This is a genomic window from Pseudomonas pudica, assembly GCF_015680405.1.
GTDB classification, from domain to species: domain Bacteria; phylum Pseudomonadota; class Gammaproteobacteria; order Pseudomonadales; family Pseudomonadaceae; genus Aquipseudomonas; species Aquipseudomonas pudica.
In genome coordinates this window covers 73811-89983 of record NZ_JADLJS010000020.1, presented here as the reverse complement: position 1 = coordinate 89983, position 16173 = coordinate 73811, and the positions used below count along the sequence as shown (strand labels likewise).

At 56.8% G+C, this 16173-nt stretch carries 31 protein-coding genes; all 31 read left to right on the top strand.

Annotated elements, in window-relative coordinates; genetic code table 11:
* Positions 1-101, top strand: a 101-nt coding sequence (locus tag IRZ77_RS15845) for an EF-Tu C-terminal domain-related protein (RefSeq protein ID WP_456239168.1), incomplete at its 5' end; no start/stop codon positions are given.
* Positions 102-242: 141 nt separating this feature from the next.
* Positions 243-554, top strand: coding sequence for a 30S ribosomal protein S10 (rpsJ, locus tag IRZ77_RS15840; protein ID WP_003186070.1), 312 nt, complete (start codon positions 243-245; stop codon positions 552-554).
* Between the two features lie 80 nt (positions 555-634).
* Complete coding sequence (gene rplC, locus IRZ77_RS15835) at positions 635-1270, top strand: 50S ribosomal protein L3 (protein WP_003257089.1); 636 nt, start codon at positions 635-637, stop codon at positions 1268-1270.
* A 12-nt stretch (positions 1271-1282) separates the two neighbouring features.
* A complete protein-coding gene (rplD, locus tag IRZ77_RS15830) occupies positions 1283-1885 on the top strand; it encodes a 50S ribosomal protein L4 (RefSeq protein ID WP_008089819.1) in 603 nt (200 codons plus the stop codon).
* Positions 1882-2181, top strand: a complete 300-nt coding sequence (rplW, locus tag IRZ77_RS15825; RefSeq protein WP_003255484.1) for a 50S ribosomal protein L23 — start codon at positions 1882-1884, stop codon at positions 2179-2181. The genes rplD and rplW overlap by 4 nt, the downstream gene beginning before the upstream one ends.
* A gap of 14 nt (positions 2182-2195) precedes the next feature.
* The gene (gene rplB, locus IRZ77_RS15820; RefSeq protein WP_015268750.1) at positions 2196-3020 is read left to right on the top strand and encodes a 50S ribosomal protein L2; all 825 of its coding nucleotides are present in this window, start codon (positions 2196-2198) and stop codon (positions 3018-3020) included.
* 16 nt (positions 3021-3036) lie between these two features.
* The gene (rpsS, locus tag IRZ77_RS15815) at positions 3037-3312 is read left to right on the top strand and encodes a 30S ribosomal protein S19 (protein WP_003255482.1); all 276 of its coding nucleotides are present in this window, start codon (positions 3037-3039) and stop codon (positions 3310-3312) included.
* 11 nt (positions 3313-3323) lie between these two features.
* On the top strand, positions 3324-3656 hold the full coding sequence (rplV, locus tag IRZ77_RS15810) for a 50S ribosomal protein L22 (protein ID WP_003103908.1): 333 nt from the start codon (positions 3324-3326) through the stop codon (positions 3654-3656).
* A 13-nt stretch (positions 3657-3669) separates the two neighbouring features.
* The gene (rpsC, locus tag IRZ77_RS15805) at positions 3670-4356 is read left to right on the top strand and encodes a 30S ribosomal protein S3 (RefSeq protein WP_003255481.1); all 687 of its coding nucleotides are present in this window, start codon (positions 3670-3672) and stop codon (positions 4354-4356) included.
* Positions 4357-4368: 12 nt separating this feature from the next.
* Positions 4369-4782, top strand: a complete 414-nt coding sequence (rplP, locus tag IRZ77_RS15800; protein WP_003255479.1) for a 50S ribosomal protein L16 — start codon at positions 4369-4371, stop codon at positions 4780-4782.
* On the top strand, positions 4782-4973 hold the full coding sequence (gene rpmC / locus IRZ77_RS15795; protein ID WP_002555481.1) for a 50S ribosomal protein L29: 192 nt from the start codon (positions 4782-4784) through the stop codon (positions 4971-4973). The genes rplP and rpmC overlap by 1 nt, the downstream gene beginning before the upstream one ends.
* Before the next feature lie 2 nt (positions 4974-4975).
* Complete coding sequence (gene rpsQ, locus IRZ77_RS15790; protein WP_003255478.1) at positions 4976-5242, top strand: 30S ribosomal protein S17; 267 nt, start codon at positions 4976-4978, stop codon at positions 5240-5242.
* A 23-nt stretch (positions 5243-5265) separates the two neighbouring features.
* The gene (gene rplN, locus IRZ77_RS15785; protein ID WP_002555479.1) at positions 5266-5634 is read left to right on the top strand and encodes a 50S ribosomal protein L14; all 369 of its coding nucleotides are present in this window, start codon (positions 5266-5268) and stop codon (positions 5632-5634) included.
* Positions 5635-5645: 11 nt separating this feature from the next.
* Positions 5646-5960, top strand: a complete 315-nt coding sequence (gene rplX / locus IRZ77_RS15780; RefSeq protein ID WP_013970637.1) for a 50S ribosomal protein L24 — start codon at positions 5646-5648, stop codon at positions 5958-5960.
* 20 nt (positions 5961-5980) lie between these two features.
* Positions 5981-6520, top strand: coding sequence for a 50S ribosomal protein L5 (gene rplE / locus IRZ77_RS15775; protein ID WP_003257095.1), 540 nt, complete (start codon positions 5981-5983; stop codon positions 6518-6520).
* Between the two features lie 13 nt (positions 6521-6533).
* A complete protein-coding gene (gene rpsN, locus IRZ77_RS15770; protein ID WP_013970638.1) occupies positions 6534-6839 on the top strand; it encodes a 30S ribosomal protein S14 in 306 nt (101 codons plus the stop codon).
* Between the two features lie 209 nt (positions 6840-7048).
* On the top strand, positions 7049-7441 hold the full coding sequence (gene rpsH / locus IRZ77_RS15765) for a 30S ribosomal protein S8 (protein WP_009681971.1): 393 nt from the start codon (positions 7049-7051) through the stop codon (positions 7439-7441).
* 12 nt (positions 7442-7453) lie between these two features.
* Positions 7454-7987: a 50S ribosomal protein L6 gene (gene rplF, locus IRZ77_RS15760; protein ID WP_009681972.1), complete on the top strand. Its 534-nt coding sequence runs from the start codon at positions 7454-7456 to the stop codon at positions 7985-7987.
* Between the two features lie 10 nt (positions 7988-7997).
* Positions 7998-8348, top strand: a complete 351-nt coding sequence (gene rplR, locus IRZ77_RS15755; RefSeq protein ID WP_009397496.1) for a 50S ribosomal protein L18 — start codon at positions 7998-8000, stop codon at positions 8346-8348.
* Positions 8349-8351: 3 nt separating this feature from the next.
* Complete coding sequence (gene rpsE / locus IRZ77_RS15750; protein ID WP_003255465.1) at positions 8352-8852, top strand: 30S ribosomal protein S5; 501 nt, start codon at positions 8352-8354, stop codon at positions 8850-8852.
* A gap of 2 nt (positions 8853-8854) precedes the next feature.
* Positions 8855-9031, top strand: coding sequence for a 50S ribosomal protein L30 (gene rpmD / locus IRZ77_RS15745; protein WP_003255463.1), 177 nt, complete (start codon positions 8855-8857; stop codon positions 9029-9031).
* A gap of 3 nt (positions 9032-9034) precedes the next feature.
* Positions 9035-9469, top strand: coding sequence for a 50S ribosomal protein L15 (gene rplO / locus IRZ77_RS15740; RefSeq protein WP_003257107.1), 435 nt, complete (start codon positions 9035-9037; stop codon positions 9467-9469).
* Complete coding sequence (gene secY, locus IRZ77_RS15735) at positions 9470-10801, top strand: preprotein translocase subunit SecY (RefSeq protein WP_003257108.1); 1332 nt, start codon at positions 9470-9472, stop codon at positions 10799-10801.
* A 28-nt stretch (positions 10802-10829) separates the two neighbouring features.
* Positions 10830-10946 (top strand): 50S ribosomal protein L36, encoded by a 117-nt coding sequence (gene rpmJ, locus IRZ77_RS15730; RefSeq protein WP_002555468.1) that lies wholly within the window; start codon positions 10830-10832, stop codon positions 10944-10946.
* Between the two features lie 131 nt (positions 10947-11077).
* Complete coding sequence (gene rpsM, locus IRZ77_RS15725) at positions 11078-11434, top strand: 30S ribosomal protein S13 (RefSeq protein ID WP_003257112.1); 357 nt, start codon at positions 11078-11080, stop codon at positions 11432-11434.
* 18 nt (positions 11435-11452) lie between these two features.
* Positions 11453-11842: a 30S ribosomal protein S11 gene (rpsK, locus tag IRZ77_RS15720; RefSeq protein ID WP_003255454.1), complete on the top strand. Its 390-nt coding sequence runs from the start codon at positions 11453-11455 to the stop codon at positions 11840-11842.
* 15 nt (positions 11843-11857) lie between these two features.
* Positions 11858-12478, top strand: coding sequence for a 30S ribosomal protein S4 (rpsD, locus tag IRZ77_RS15715; protein WP_003257114.1), 621 nt, complete (start codon positions 11858-11860; stop codon positions 12476-12478).
* A gap of 22 nt (positions 12479-12500) precedes the next feature.
* Complete coding sequence (locus IRZ77_RS15710) at positions 12501-13502, top strand: DNA-directed RNA polymerase subunit alpha (RefSeq protein WP_003255452.1); 1002 nt, start codon at positions 12501-12503, stop codon at positions 13500-13502.
* A gap of 42 nt (positions 13503-13544) precedes the next feature.
* Positions 13545-13931 (top strand): 50S ribosomal protein L17, encoded by a 387-nt coding sequence (gene rplQ, locus IRZ77_RS15705; protein ID WP_003255451.1) that lies wholly within the window; start codon positions 13545-13547, stop codon positions 13929-13931.
* A gap of 172 nt (positions 13932-14103) precedes the next feature.
* The gene (locus IRZ77_RS15700) at positions 14104-15543 is read left to right on the top strand and encodes a catalase (protein WP_196173905.1); all 1440 of its coding nucleotides are present in this window, start codon (positions 14104-14106) and stop codon (positions 15541-15543) included.
* A 163-nt stretch (positions 15544-15706) separates the two neighbouring features.
* Entirely contained in the window at positions 15707-16171 is a 465-nt protein-coding gene (gene bfr, locus IRZ77_RS15695) for a bacterioferritin (RefSeq protein ID WP_003257116.1), read from the top strand.
* Positions 16172-16173: the final 2 nt, after the last annotated feature.

The following is a 16173-nucleotide window of genomic DNA, read 5'->3' as shown; positions in this document are numbered from 1 at the left end:
CCCTGATCAAGACCATCGCAATGGAAGACGGTCTGCGCTTCGCTATCCGTGAAGGCGGTCGTACCGTCGGCGCCGGCGTCGTAGCAAAAATCATCGAGTAATCACTCGACCGATTGAAAAAACCCCCGCTCAGCGGGGGTTTTTTTTATTGGGTTGACACTAAATGGGGGCGTCTATAGAATCACGCCTCCTTTTAGCGGGCGTAGTGCGTCCGTTGGGAACAGCCTGGAGTCTGAAATCCAATGCAAAATCAGCAAATCCGTATCAGGTTGAAGGCTTTCGACCATCGCCTGATCGACCAATCCACCCAGGAAATCGTGGAAACCGCGAAACGTACTGGTGCACAAGTGCGTGGTCCAATTCCACTGCCTACCCGCAAAGAGCGTTTCACCGTTCTGGTTTCCCCGCACGTCAACAAAGACGCGCGTGACCAGTACGAGATCCGCACTCATAAGCGTGTTCTGGACATCGTCCAGCCAACGGATAAAACCGTTGATGCGCTGATGAAGCTTGATCTGGCGGCAGGTGTGGAAGTACAGATCAGCCTCGGCTAAGACTTCGGTCTGGTCGTGTAACGCTCTGAAATGGGCGGCCATAGCGGGTGAAAGCCCCGTACACTCATGAGGTTTACAACATGACTATTGGTGTAATCGGTCGCAAATGCGGTATGACCCGCATTTTCACCGAAGAAGGTGTCTCCATTCCGGTCACGGTCATCGAGATCGAGCCGAATCGCGTCACCCAGTTCAAAACTGAAGAAACCGATGGCTACCGTGCAGTGCAAGTCACTGTCGGCGAGCGTCGTGCTTCGCGTGTGACTGCCGCTCAGGCAGGTCACTTCGCCAAGGCCAACGTTGCCGCTGGTCGCGGTGTCTGGGAGTTCCGTCTTGAAGAAGGCGATTTCCAGGCTGGCGATCTGATCAAAGCTGAACTCTTCACTGCAGGCCAGCTGGTAGACGTTACTGGTCAGTCCAAAGGTAAAGGCTTCGCCGGTACCATCAAGCGCTGGAACTTCCGTGGCCAGGACAACACCCACGGTAACTCCGTGTCGCACCGTGTCCCAGGTTCCATCGGCCAGTGCCAGACTCCTGGTCGTGTGTTCAAGGGCAAGAAAATGTCCGGTCACATGGGCGCCGAGCGCGTGACTGTTCAGTCCCTGGAAGTAGTTCGCGTAGACGCTGAGCGCAACCTGCTGCTGGTCAAGGGTGCCGTTCCAGGCGCTACTGGCGGCGACGTGGTTGTACGTCCAGCTGTCAAGGCTCGCGGTTAAGGGGAAACTGACATGCAACTCAATGTAAATGACGCTCAGGCGATCGAAGTTTCCGAACTGACTTTCGGTGGCGAATTCAACGAGACGCTGGTACACCAAGCAGTCGTGGCCTACATGGCCGGCGGCCGTCAGGGCACCAAGCAGCAGAAGACCCGTTCCGACGTGGCTGGTGGCGGTAAGCGCCCATGGCGTCAGAAGGGTACTGGCCGTGCTCGTGCTGGTACCACTCGTGGTCCGATCTGGCGTGGCGGTGGTGTAACCTTCGCAGCTCGCCCTCAAGATCACTCGCAGAAGCTCAACAAGAAGATGTACCGCGCAGCCCTGCGCTCCATCCTCGCTGAGCTGGTGCGTAGCGACCGTCTGGTCGTGGTTCAGGACTTCGCTGTTGAAGCGCCGAAAACCAAAGATCTGCTGAACAAGCTGAACGGCATGGGTCTGAACGACGTACTGATCGTTTCCGACGCTGTTGATCAGAACCTGTACCTGGCTGCTCGCAACCTGCCGCACGTCGATGTACGTGACGTACAAGGTTCCGACCCGGTCAGTCTGATCGCATACGAGAAAGTGTTGATCACTGTCTCGGCCGTGAAGAAATTCGAGGAGCTGCTGGGATGAACCAGGAACGCGTATTCAAAGTCCTCCTTGGCCCGCACGTTTCCGAGAAGGCTACCGTTCTGGCTGAGAAAAAAGGCCAGTTCGTATTCAAGGTTGCTACCGATGCAACCAAGCTGGAAATCAAGAAAGCTGTCGAAGGCCTGTTCAACGTAAAAGTTGAAAACGTGTCGACTGTTAACGTTCTGGGTAAAACCAAGCGTACCGCACGTGGTCTGGGCAAGCGTAATGACTGGAAGAAGGCGATCGTCTCCCTTCAGCCAGGCCAAGATCTCGATTTCAGCAGCAGTGCTGAGTAAGGAAGGGGTGCATCATGGCAATCGTTAAATGCAAACCGACTTCCCCTGGCCGCCGTTTCGTGGTCAAGGTGGTCAACCAGGAGCTGCACAAAGGCGCTCCTCACGCACCGCTGATCGAGAAAAAATCGAAGTCTGGTGGTCGTAACAACAATGGCCGCATTACCACTCGTCACGTTGGTGGTGGTCACAAGCAGCATTACCGTCTGGTCGACTTCCGTCGCAACGACAAAGATGGCATCCCAGCCACTGTCGAGCGTATCGAATACGACCCGAACCGTACTGCTCACATCGCCCTGCTGTGCTACGCAGACGGTGAGCGTCGCTACATCATCGCCCCTAAAGGCGTGAGCGCTGGCGACCAGCTGATCGCAGGTGCCCTGGCCCCAATCAAGGCCGGTAACTCCCTGCAGCTGCGCAACATTCCAGTAGGTAGCACCATTCACGGCATCGAACTGAAGCCGGGTAAAGGTGCTCAGATCGCTCGTTCCGCTGGTGCCTCGGCTCAGCTGATCGCTCGCGAAGGTGTCTACGTGACCCTGCGTCTGCGCTCTGGTGAAATGCGTAAAGTCCTGGCTGAGTGCCGTGCGACCCTGGGCGAAGTCTCGAACTCCGAGCACAGCCTGCGTTCGCTGGGTAAAGCTGGTGCCAAACGCTGGCGCGGCGTTCGCCCAACCGTTCGTGGTGTTGCCATGAACCCGGTTGACCACCCACATGGTGGTGGTGAAGGTCGTACCTCCGGTGGTCGTCATCCGGTATCGCCATGGGGCTTCCCAACCAAGGGTGCGAAGACCCGTGGTAATAAGCGTACCGACAACATGATCGTCCGTCGTCGCAAGTAACTAGAGGGATACGACAGTGCCACGTTCTCTGAAAAAAGGTCCTTTTATCGATCTTCACCTGTTGAAGAAGGTCGAAGTGGCGGTGGAGAAGAACGATCGCAAGCCAGTTAAAACCTGGTCGCGCCGTTCGATGATCCTGCCACAAATGGTCGGTCTGACCATCGCGGTACACAACGGTCGTCAACATGTTCCAGTTCTGGTGAACGAAGACATGGTCGGCCACAAACTGGGCGAGTTCGCCGGTACCCGCACCTACCGCGGGCACGTGGCTGACAAGAAAGCCAAGCGTTAAGGGGTAAGGAAATGGAAGTAGCCGCTAAGTTGTCGGGCGCTCGCATCTCCGCCCAGAAAGCCCGCTTGGTCGCCGACCAGATCCGCGGGAAGAAGGTGGGCGAAGCGCTCAACCTGTTGGCCTTCAGCAGCAAAAAAGCCGCTGAAATCATGAAGAAAGTCCTCGAGTCGGCCGTTGCCAACGCCGAACACAACGAAGGCGCAGACGTTGATGACCTGAAGGTCTCCACCGTCTTCGTCAACGAAGGGCGTTCGCTGAAGCGCATCATGCCACGTGCCAAAGGCCGTGCTGATCGCATCGTCAAGCGGTCTTGCCATATCACTGTCAAGGTTGCGGACAAGTAACGGAGTCGATCAGATGGGTCAGAAAGTACATCCCACTGGCATTCGCCTGGGAATCGTCAAGGAGCACACCTCCGTCTGGTACGCAGACGGTGCTACTTACGCAGATTACCTGTTGAAGGATCTGAAAACGCGTGAGTACCTCCAAGACAAACTAAAAAGCGCGTCCGTAAGCCGTATCGATATTCATCGTCCGGCTCAAACTGCACGCATCACCATCCACACCGCTCGTCCCGGTATCGTTATCGGTAAGAAAGGTGAAGATGTCGAGAAGCTGCGTCAGGACCTGACCAAGCAGATGGGTGTGCCTGTGCACATCAACATCGAAGAGATCCGCAAGCCGGAACTCGACGCTATGCTGGTTGCGCAGAGCGTAGCTCAGCAGCTGGAACGCCGCGTAATGTTCCGTCGCGCCATGAAGCGCGCCGTACAGAACGCCATGCGTATTGGTGCCAAGGGCATCAAGATCCAGGTGAGCGGTCGTCTCGGCGGTGCTGAGATTGCTCGTACCGAGTGGTATCGCGAAGGTCGTGTGCCTCTGCACACCCTGCGTGCCGATATCGACTACAACACCTACGAAGCTCACACCACTTACGGTGTGATCGGTGTGAAGGTTTGGATCTTCAAAGGCGAAGTTATTGGTGGTCGCCAAGAAGAACTGAAACCACAAGCACCAGCGCCTCGTAAAAAAGCTGCTAAGTAAGGGGTACGCCAAATGTTGCAACCAAAGCGTACAAAATTCCGCAAGCAGATGACCGGCCACAACCGTGGTCTGGCACTGCGCGGTAGCAAAGTCAGCTTCGGCGAATTCGCCCTGAAAGCTGTTGCTCGCGGTCGCCTCACCGCTCGCCAGATCGAGTCCGCACGTCGTGCGCTGACCCGTCACGTAAAACGTGGCGGCAAGATCTGGATCCGTGTGTTCCCGGACAAGCCGATCTCCAAGAAGCCTCTCGAGGTTCGTATGGGTAAAGGTAAGGGTTCCGTGGAATACTGGGTTGCCCAGATTCAGCCAGGCAAAGTCCTGTATGAAATCGAGGGTGTTTCTGAAGAGCTGGCGCGCGAAGCTTTCGCCCTGGCTGCTGCAAAGCTGCCTCTCGCCACCTCCTTTGTTAAGCGGACGGTGATGTGATGAAAGCGAATGAACTTCGTGAAAAATCGGCACAGCAACTGAATGAGCAACTGCTCGGCTTGCTGCGCGACCAGTTCAATCTGCGTATGCAGAAAGCAACTGGCCAGTTGGGGCAGTCGCACCTGCTCTCGCAAGTTAAGCGTGACATCGCTCGCGTGAAAACTGTGCTCAACCAGCAGGCAGGTAAGTGATCATGGCTGAAGCTGAAAAAACCGTCCGTACGCTGACTGGCCGTGTCGTCAGCGACAAAATGGACAAGACCATCACCGTTCTGATCGAGCGTCGCGTCAAGCACCCGATCTACGGTAAATACGTTAAGCGTTCGACTAAGCTGCACGCGCACGACGAAGCCAACCAGTGCAAGATCGGCGACAAGGTTTCCATCCGTGAAACCCGTCCGCTGGCCAAGACCAAGTCCTGGGCACTGGTTGAAGTCCTCGAACGCGCTGTTGAAGTCTAAGGGCGAAGGGTCGGAGAAATTTTATGATTCAGACTCAATCCATGCTCGATGTGGCCGATAACAGCGGCGCTCGTCGCGTCATGTGCATCAAGGTGCTCGGCGGTTCGCACCGCCGTTACGCCGGCATCGGTGACATCATCAAGGTAACCGTCAAGGAAGCGATTCCGCGCGGTAAGGTCAAGAAAGGCCAAGTGATGACTGCTGTTGTCGTGCGCACCCGTCACGGTGTTCGTCGCGCTGACGGTTCCATCATTCGTTTCGACGGCAACGCTGCTGTTCTGCTGAACAACAAGCAAGAGCCGATCGGCACTCGCATCTTCGGGCCAGTGACCCGTGAACTTCGTACCGAGAAGTTCATGAAGATCGTCTCGCTCGCCCCTGAAGTGCTGTAAGGAGATCCGACATGCAAAAGATTCGTCGTGACGACGAGATCATCGTGATCGCCGGCAAAGACAAAGGTAAGCGCGGTAAGGTGCTGAAGGTTCTGGCTGACAACCGTCTGGTTGTTGGTGGCGTGAACCTGGTCAAGCGTCATACCAAGCCTAACCCGATGGCGGGCGTACAGGGCGGTATCGTCGAAAAAGAAGCGCCTCTGCACGCTTCCAACGTTGCCATCTTCAACGGTGAAACCAACAAGGCTGACCGCGTTGGTTTCAAAGTAGAAGACGGTAAAAAAATTCGTGTCTTCAAGTCGACCCAAAAAGCGGTTGATGCTTGAACACTGCTAGGTAGAAGACCATGGCACGACTGAAAGAGATTTACCGGAACGAAATCGCTCCCAAGCTTAAGGAAGAACTTAAGCTGTCGAACGTGATGGAAGTTCCGCGCGTTACCAAGATCACCCTGAACATGGGTCTGGGCGAAGCGATCGGCGACAAGAAAGTCATCGAGCACGCTGTTGCCGACCTGGAAAAGATCACCGGTCAAAAGCCGGTCGTGACTTTCGCTCGTAAATCCATCGCGGGCTTCAAAGTCCGTGAAGGCTGGCCGATCGGTGTCAAGGTGACCCTGCGTCGCGACAAGATGTACGAATTCCTGGACCGCCTGCTGGCGATCTCCCTGCCTCGGGTTCGCGACTTCCGCGGCCTGAATGCCAAGTCCTTCGATGGCCGTGGCAACTACAGCATGGGCGTGAAAGAGCAGATCATCTTCCCGGAAATCGACTACGACAAGATCGATGCTCTGCGCGGTTTGGACATCACCCTGACCACCACTGCTCGTTCGGACGACGAAGGCCGCGCTCTGCTGCGTGCTTTCAAGTTCCCGTTCCGCAACTGATTGGAGTAGGAAAATGGCCAAGAAGAGCATGAAAAACCGCGAGCTGAAGCGTCAGCTCACGGTAGCCAAGTACGCCAAAAAGCGTGCCGAGCTGAAAGCGACCATCGTCAACCTGAACGCCTCTCCTGAAGAGCGTTTCGCTGCCGTTGTCGCCCTGCAGAAGCAGCCACGTGATGCCTCCGCTTCGCGTCTGCGCAACCGTTGCCGCCTGACCGGTCGTCCTCACGGTGTATACCGTAAGTTCGGCCTGGGCCGTAACATGCTGCGTCAAGCTGCAATGCGCGGTGACGTACCAGGTCTGGTCAAGGCCTCCTGGTAATCGCTGCAGGCAGGAACCCGGCGGAAGGGGAGCAATCTTCCGACCGCCGGTGACGCCGCCAACAAACAAGCCCCTATATGGGGCTTGTTTCGTTTCTGCCTTGTGTCTAGAATGACCGGCTCACCTGAGCCTGGGTTTTTTGCCCTGTCCGCTCGGGTGGTTGTGATAGCCGCAAGGCTAATAATTCTTGTATCAGGAGCATCTAGCCCATGAGTATGCAGGACCCGTTAGCGGACATGCTAACTCGCATCCGTAATGCCCAGATGGCTGAAAAGTCCGTCGTAAGCATGCCTTCCTCCACCCTGAAGGTCGCGGTTGCCAAAGTTCTGAAAGACGAAGGTTACATCGCCGGCTACCAGGTAACTGGTGAGGCCAAGCCTTCCCTGTCGATCGAACTGAAGTACTTCGAAGGCCGTCCGGTCATCGAGGAACTGAAGCGCTCCAGCCGTCCAGGTCTGCGCCAGTACAAGTCCGTCGCAGAGCTGCCGAAAGTACGTGGCGGTCTGGGCGTGTCTATCGTCTCCACCAACAAAGGTGTGATGACTGATCGCGCTGCACGCGCTGCCGGTGTCGGCGGCGAAGTTCTGTGCACAGTGTTCTAAGGGGAGATAGGCATGTCTCGCGTCGCTAAGAACCCCGTTAAGCTGCCAGCAGGCGTCGAAGTCAAATTCGCCGGCCAGCAGCTTTCGGTGAAGGGTGCCAAAGGCACTCTCGAACTGAACGTTCACTCGTCTGTTGAAGTTACCGAAGAGTCTGGCGAGCTGCGTTTCGTCGCTCGCAACGGTGACCAGCAAGCTCGCGCCATGGCCGGTACCACCCGTGCCCTGGTGAACAACATGGTCCAGGGCGTAAGCCAAGGCTTCGAGCGCAAGCTCCAGCTGGTCGGTGTTGGTTACAAGGCACAGGCCAAGGGCACCGTCCTGAACCTGGCCCTGGGCTTCTCGCACCCAGTGGACTACGAACTGCCAGCCGGTATCACCGCTGAAACCCCAAGCCAGACCGACATCCTGATCAAGGGTATCGACAAGCAGCTGGTAGGTCAGGTGGCCGCTGAAATCCGCGACTTCCGTCCGCCAGAGCCTTACAAAGGCAAGGGTGTGCGTTACGCGGACGAAGTAGTCCGTCGTAAAGAAGCCAAGAAGAAGTAGGGCCTAGCAAATGACCGACAAAAAAGTTACTCGACTGCGTCGCGCTCGCAAAGCACGTCTCAAGATGCACGAACTCGAAGTCGTGCGCCTGTGCGTGTTCCGCTCCTCGCAGCACATCTACGCCCAGGTCATTTCGGCCGACGGCAGCAAGGTTCTGGCAAGCGCCTCGACCTTGGACAAAGAACTGCGTGATGGCGCCACTGGCAACATCGACGCGGCCACTAAGGTTGGCAAGCTGGTAGCTGAGCGTGCGAAAGCCGCCGGTGTATCTCAAGTTGCCTTTGACCGTTCCGGCTTCAAGTACCACGGCCGCGTCAAAGCGCTGGCTGATGCTGCTCGTGAAGGCGGGCTGGAGTTCTAAGTTATGGCAAATAACGATCAAAAGCGCGACGAAGGCTACATCGAGAAGCTGGTTCAAGTTAACCGCGTTGCCAAAACCGTAAAAGGCGGCCGTATCTTCACCTTCACCGCGCTGACCGTGGTAGGTGATGGTAAGGGTCGTGTTGGCTTCGGCCGTGGCAAATCGCGCGAAGTACCTGCCGCGATCCAGAAAGCCATGGAAGCTGCTCGCCGCAACATGATCCAGGTTGACCTGAAGGGCACCACCCTGCAGTACGCCACCAAGGCTGCCCACGGCGCCTCGAAGGTTTACATGCAGCCTGCCTCGGAAGGTACCGGTATCATCGCCGGTGGCGCAATGCGTGCTGTCCTGGAAGTTGCTGGTGTTCAGAACGTTCTGGCCAAGTGCTACGGTTCGACCAACCCAGTGAACGTGGTTTACGCCACCTTCAAGGGTCTGAAAGCCATGCAATCTCCTGAATCCATTGCTGCCAAGCGCGGCAAGAGCGTCGAGGAGATCTTCTGATCATGGCAACCGTAAAAGTAACGCTGATCAAGAGCGTCTCGGGCCGTCTGCCTAACCACAAGCTGTGCGTTAAGGGCCTGGGTCTGCGTCGCATCGGTCACACTGTAGAAGTCCAGGATACTCCCGAAAACCGCGGGATGATCAACAAGGCTTACTACATGCTGAAGGTCGAGGGTTAATCGATGAAACTCAATGATCTGAGTCCAGCGCCGGGTTCCCGTCGCGAGAAGCATCGTCCAGGTCGTGGTATCGGTAGCGGTCTGGGTAAGACTGGCGGCCGTGGTCACAAAGGTCAGACTTCCCGTTCGGGTGGTTCGATCGCTCCTGGCTTCGAAGGCGGTCAACAGCCGCTGCACCGTCGTCTGCCGAAGTTCGGCTTCGTTTCCCTGAAAGCCATGGACCGCGCCGAAGTGCGTCTGTCCGAGCTGGCCAAGGTGGAAGGCGACGTGATCTCCGTGCAATCCCTGAAGGATGCCAACGTGATCGGCCAGAACGTACAGCGCGTGAAAATCATGCTGTCTGGCGAAGTCACTCGCGCAGTCACCATCAAGGGTATCGCAGCCACCAAGGGTGCGCGTGCGGCTATCGAAGCAGCTGGCGGCAAGTTCGAGGAATAAATGGCTAAGCAAGGTGCTCTCTCTTCGCTCGGTAAGGGCGGGATGTCGGAACTCTGGGCTCGTCTGCGCTTTCTGTTCATGGCGATCATCGTCTATCGGATAGGTGCGCATATCCCGGTTCCTGGCATCAATCCAGACCGTCTGGCGGATCTGTTTCGGCAGAATGAGGGGACCATTCTTAGCTTGTTCAACATGTTTTCCGGTGGCGCGCTCGAGCGCATGAGCATCTTTGCACTGGGGATCATGCCGTACATCTCGGCATCGATCATCATGCAGCTGATGACGGCGGTCAGCCCGCAACTGGAACAGTTGAAGAAGGAAGGTGAAGCTGGCCGTCGCAAGATCAGCCAGTACACCCGCTACGGCACCGTTATCCTGGCACTGGTTCAAGCCATTGGCATGTCCATTGGCCTGGCCAACCAGGGCGTGGCGTTTTCTGTAGGCCTGGGCTTCCATGTCGTCGCTGTCTCCACCTTCGTGGCGGGCGCGATGTTCATGATGTGGCTGGGCGAGCAGATCACCGAGCGCGGTGTGGGCAACGGTATCTCGATGTTGATCTTCGCGGGTATCGTTGCCGGTCTTCCGAGAGCAATCGGGCAGTCTTTCGAGTCTGCGCGCACAGGCGATATCAACATTTTCGCCCTGGTCGCTATCGGTTTGCTGGCAGTAGCGATTATCGGCTTCGTGGTGTTCATTGAGCGTGGTCAGCGTCGTATCGCCGTTCACTACGCCAAGCGTCAGCAGGGCCGCAAGGTCTTCGCTGCGCAGACCAGCCACTTGCCGCTGAAGGTGAACATGGCGGGGGTAATCCCGGCCATTTTCGCGAGCAGCATTCTGCTGTTCCCGGCTTCGCTGGGTGCCTGGTTCGGTCAGTCCGAGGGTATGGGCTGGCTGCAGGACATCTCGCAGTCGATCGCTCCTGGTCAGCCGTTGAACATTCTGCTGTTTAGTGCGGGGATCATTTTCTTCTGCTTCTTCTACACAGCGCTGATGTTCAACCCGAAAGACGTAGCGGAAAACCTGAAGAAGTCCGGTGCCTTTATTCCGGGTATCCGTCCTGGTGAGCAGTCGGCACGCTACATTGATGGCGTTCTGACCCGTTTGACCATGTTCGGTGCTCTTTACATGATGGCCGTCTGCCTTCTGCCCCAGTTCCTGGTGGTGGCAGCAAATGTGCCGTTCTACCTTGGCGGGACCTCGTTGCTGATTGTGGTAGTGGTTGTGATGGACTTCATGTCCCAAGTACAATCGCACCTCGTTTCGCACCAGTACGAATCCCTGATGAAGAAAGCCAACCTGAAAGGCTACGGTGGCAGCGGTCTGCTGCGCTGATACGCCCCTAAGGTTCGAGGAGTCGGTAATGAAAGTTCGTGCATCGGTGAAAAAGCTGTGCCGTAACTGCAAGATCATCCGTCGCGAAGGCGTCGTACGAGTGATCTGCAGCGCGGAACCGCGTCACAAACAGCGCCAAGGCTGAGTGTGATCTGCGCTTCAAACCCAGCAGCTAGTGTGCTGCTGGGTTGATTATTCGTTTCTACAGCGATATTATCTCGCGCCCTATTTCTTGGCTTCCGGGGCGTAGGTAGCTGTCAATTGGAGTCCCACTGAATGGCCCGTATTGCAGGCGTCAACATTCCAGATAACAAGCATGCTGTTATCTCGCTGACCTACATCTATGGTGTCGGTCGCACTACTGCACAGAAGATCTGTGCAGACGCTGGTGTAAACCCAGCCGCTAAGATCAAGGATCTGAGCGACGAGCAAATCGAAACCCTGCGTGGCGAAGTCGCGAAGTTCACCACCGAAGGTGACCTGCGTCGTGACATCAACATGAAGATCAAGCGCTTGATGGACCTGGGTTGCTACCGCGGCCTGCGTCATCGTAAAGGTCTGCCGGTTCGCGGTCAGCGCACCAAGACCAACGCACGCACCCGTAAGGGCCCGCGTAAGCCGATCCGCAAGTAATCGCCCAGGAATATAGACATGGCAAAACCTGCTGCTCGTCCTCGTAAGAAAGTCAAAAAGACAGTGGTTGATGGCATCGCCCACATCCATGCCTCTTTCAACAACACCATCGTGACCATCACCGACCGTCAGGGCAATGCTTTGTCCTGGGCGACCTCCGGTGGTTCGGGTTTCCGTGGTTCGCGCAAATCCACCCCGTTCGCAGCACAGATCGCTGCTGAGCGTGCTGGTCAAGCTGCGCTGGAATACGGTCTGAAGAACCTCGACGTAAACGTCAAGGGTCCAGGTCCAGGTCGTGAGTCCGCCGTTCGTGCACTGAACAGCTGCGGCTACAAGATCGCCAGCATCACCGACGTGACGCCAATCCCGCACAACGGGTGCCGTCCGCCGAAGAAGCGTCGCGTGTAATCAGGAGACAGATAAATGGCACGTTACATTGGTCCAAAATGCAAACTGTCTCGTCGTGAAGGCACTGACCTGTTCCTGAAGAGCGGCGTTCGCGCTCTGGAATCGAAGTGCAACATCGAAGCAGCCCCAGGTATCCACGGCCAGCGCCGTGGCCGTCAGTCCGACTACGGTACCCAGCTGCGCGAGAAGCAAAAAGTTCGTCGTATCTACGGTGTTCTGGAGCGTCAGTTCCGCGGTTACTACCAAGCTGCAGCCTCGAAAAAAGGCGCAACCGGTGAGAACCTGCTGCAACTGCTCGAGTGCCGTCTGGATAACGTCGTCTACCGTATGGGCTTCGGCTCGACTCGTTCCGAGTCCCGTCAGCTGGTTTCGCACAAAGCGATCAGCGTCAACGGTAAGACTGTAAACATTCCATCCTACCAAGTTCGTCCGGGTGACGTGGTCGCGGTTCGCGAGAAGTCGCTGAACCAGCTGCGCATTGTTCAAGCCCTTGAACTGTGCGCCCAGCGTGGCCGCGTTGAGTGGGTTGACGTGGATGCTGCTAAAAAGTCGGGCGTTTTCAAGAACGTTCCTGCTCGCAGCGACCTGTCTGCCGACATCAACGAGAACCTGATTGTCGAGCTCTACTCCAAGTAAGGGCTAGAAAATAGGTGCATCCATGCAGATTTCGGTAAATGAGTTCCTGACTCCCCGCCACATTGATGTGCAGGTAGTCAGTCCGACCCGCGCCAAGATCACGCTCGAGCCTCTCGAGCGTGGCTTCGGCCATACCCTGGGCAACGCGCTGCGCCGCATCCTGTTGTCCTCCATGCCTGGCTGTGCAGTAGTCGAGGCCGAGATCGACGGCGTACTCCACGAGTACTCCGCGATCGAAGGTGTTCAGGAAGACGTAATTGAAATCCTGTTGAACCTGAAAGGCCTGGCTATCAAACTGCACGGTCGTGACGAAGTTACGCTGACCTTGTCGAAAAAGGGTTCGGGGGTGGTTACCGCTGCCGATATTCAGCTGGATCACGATGTCGAGATCGTCAACCCCGATCACGTAATCGCGAACCTGGCGTCGAACGGCGCCCTGAACATGAAGCTCACTGTAGCTCGTGGTCGTGGTTACGAGCCGGCCGACTCCCGTCAAACCGACGAAGACGAAAGCCGTAGCATTGGCCGTCTGCAGTTGGACGCTTCGTTCAGCCCGGTGCGTCGTATCGCCTATGTGGTCGAGAACGCCCGTGTTGAACAGCGTACCAACTTGGACAAGCTGGTCATTGATCTGGAAACCAACGGCACCCTGGATCCTGAAGAGGCTATCCGCCGCGCTGCGACCATCCTGCAACAGCAGTTGGCCGCGTTCGTCGACCTCAAAGGTGACAGCGAGCCTGTCGTAGTCGAGCAGGAAGACGAGATCGATCCGATCCTGCTGCGTCCGGTTGACGACCTGGAACTGACTGTACGTTCGGCCAACTGCCTCAAGGCGGAGAACATCTACTACATCGGCGACCTGATTCAGCGTACCGAAGTAGAGCTGTTGAAGACTCCTAACCTGGGCAAGAAGTCCCTGACTGAAATCAAGGACGTCCTGGCCTCTCGTGGTCTGTCTCTCGGCATGCGCCTCGACAACTGGCCGCCTGCAAGTCTTAAGAAAGACGACAAGGCGACCGCCTGATCGTCGTAATCACCGAACGTAGTGTTTGGTAAGGAATGAATCATGCGTCATCGTAAAAGTGGACGTCACCTGAGCCGTACCAGCTCTCACCGCAAGGCTATGTTCCAGAACATGGCAGTGTCGCTGATCGAGCACGAGCTGATCAAAACCACCCTGCCGAAAGCCAAGGAACTGCGCCGCGTTGCCGAGCCGCTGATCACCCTGGCCAAGGAAGACAGCGTAGCTAACCGCCGTCTGGCCTTCGATCGTACCCGTTCGAAGTCCGCTGTTGGCAAGCTGTTCAACGACCTGGGCAAGCGTTACGCCACCCGTCAGGGCGGCTACCTGCGCATCCTGAAGTGCGGTTTCCGCGCTGGCGACAACGCTCCTATGGCGTACGTCGAGCTGGTTGATCGTCCGGTCGGCGGTGCTGTAGAAGCTGCTGAGTAAGACGTTCTGTCTGCTACAAAAAACCGGGCCTAGTGCCCGGTTTTTTGTTTCAAGGTTTATTGTTTATTTCTATTGATACAAGTCATGTAATGCATTTGTTCTTGTAACCTTGCTCGTCAATACTCTCTCCAGAGCCGATTAGCCGGCGCTTGAAGACCGATAAGGAGAGCCCATGAGCAAGATTCTCACCACAGCCAGTGGTGCACCTATAGCAGATAATCAGAATTCCCGTTCCGCCGGACCGCGCGGCCCGCTGCTGCTCGACGACTTCCACCTGATCGAGAAGCTCGCCCACTTCAACCGCGAGAACATTCCTGAGCGCCGCGTACACGCAAAAGGCTCGGGCGCCTACGGCACCTTTACCGTCACCCGCGATATCACCGGTTACACCAGTGCCAAGTTGTTTGAACAGGTTGGCAAGCAGACCGAAACCTTCCTGCGCTTCTCCACTGTTGGTGGTGAGCGTGGCTCTGCAGATACCGAGCGCGACCCCCGTGGTTTTGCCGTCAAGTTCTACACCGAGGAAGGCAACTGGGACATCGTCGGTAACAACACGCCGGTGTTCTTCATCCGCGACCCACTGAAGTTCCCGGACTTTATCCACACCCAGAAGCGTCACCCGCAATCCAACCTGAAGAACGCTCAGATGATGTGGGACTTCTGGTCGCACTCTCCCGAGGCGCTGCATCAGGTCACCATTCTGTTCTCCGATCGCGGCATTCCGGACGGCTACCGCCACATGCACGGCTTCGGTAGCCATACCTACAGCCTGATCAATGCCAAGGGTGAACGCACCTGGGTCAAATGGCACTTCAAGACCCAGCAAGGCATCAAGAACCTCGCACCGGCAGATGCCGCGCGCCTGGCAGGTACCGACCCGGACTACGCCCAGCGCGACCTGTTCGAAGCCATCGAGCGGGGCGATTACCCACGCTGGACCGTATGCATCCAGGTGATGAGCGAAGCCGAGGCTGCCAGCCGCGACGAAAACCCCTTCGACGTTACCAAGACCTGGTCGCAGAAGGACTACCCGCTGATTGAAGTGGGCGTGCTGGAGCTCAACCGTAACCCGCTGAACTACTTTGCCGAGGTCGAGCAGGCTGCGTTTGGCCCGAGCAACATGGTGCCGGGTGTTGGCTTGTCGCCGGACCGCATGCTGCAAGGGCGGGTATTCGCCTACGCCGACGCGCACCGCTACCGGGTGGGTACCAACCACCAGCAGCTGCCGGTGAATGCACCACGCTGCCCGGTCAACAGCTACCAGCGTGATGGTTCCATGGCCGCTGGCAGTTATGGCAGCGCGCCGAACTATGAGCCCAACAGCTACAACGATGCACCGAAGCAGTCGCCACGCCACGCCGAGCCTGCGCTGGCCCTGAATGGTTCCGCAGACCGTTACGACCACCGCGAAGACACCGACTACTACAGCCACGCCGGTGCGCTGTTCCGCCTGATGAACGATGAGCAGAAAGCCCTGCTGATAAACAACATTGCCGGCACCATGGCAGGCGTCAGCGAAGATGTGATCCAGCGTCAGCTGCAATACTTCTTCAAGGCCGATCCGGCCTATGGCGAAGGGGTTGCCAAGGCCTTGGGCATCAATCTCGCCTAAGTCGAAGTGATAAGAAGAACCGCCCTCATTTGGGCGGTTTTTCAATGAATATCACTACTGTTTAACCGATTTTTTGCTTCTGATTGCGCGGTTTTCAGTGACCCCAGGCAAAAGCTGGTTCACACTATATGGCATAGACGTTTTCACATGGAGAAGCAGGGCGATGCAAGGTCACCCGGACGTAATCAATTACCTCGTTACGCTGCTGAAGGGCGAACTGGCGGCGCGCGACCAGTACTTCATTCACTCGCGTATGTACGAAGACTGGGGCCTGTCCAAGCTCTACGAGCGCATCAACCACGAAATGGAAGAAGAGACGCAGCACGCCGATGCTCTGATGCGTCGCATCCTCATGCTTGAAGGCACCCCCGACATGCGCGCGGACGACCTGGAAGTGGGCAGCACCGTGCCGGAAATGATCGAGGCCGACCTCAAGCTCGAGTACAAGGTACGCGGCGCGCTGTGCAAAGGCATCGAGCTGTGCGAGCTGCACAAGGATTACATCAGCCGCGACATTCTGCGCGCCCAGTTGGCTGATACCGAAGAAGATCACACCTACTGGCTGGAGAAGCAGCAGGGGCTGATCAAGGCCATTGGCCTCGAGAATTACCTGCAGTCGCAGATGTAAAA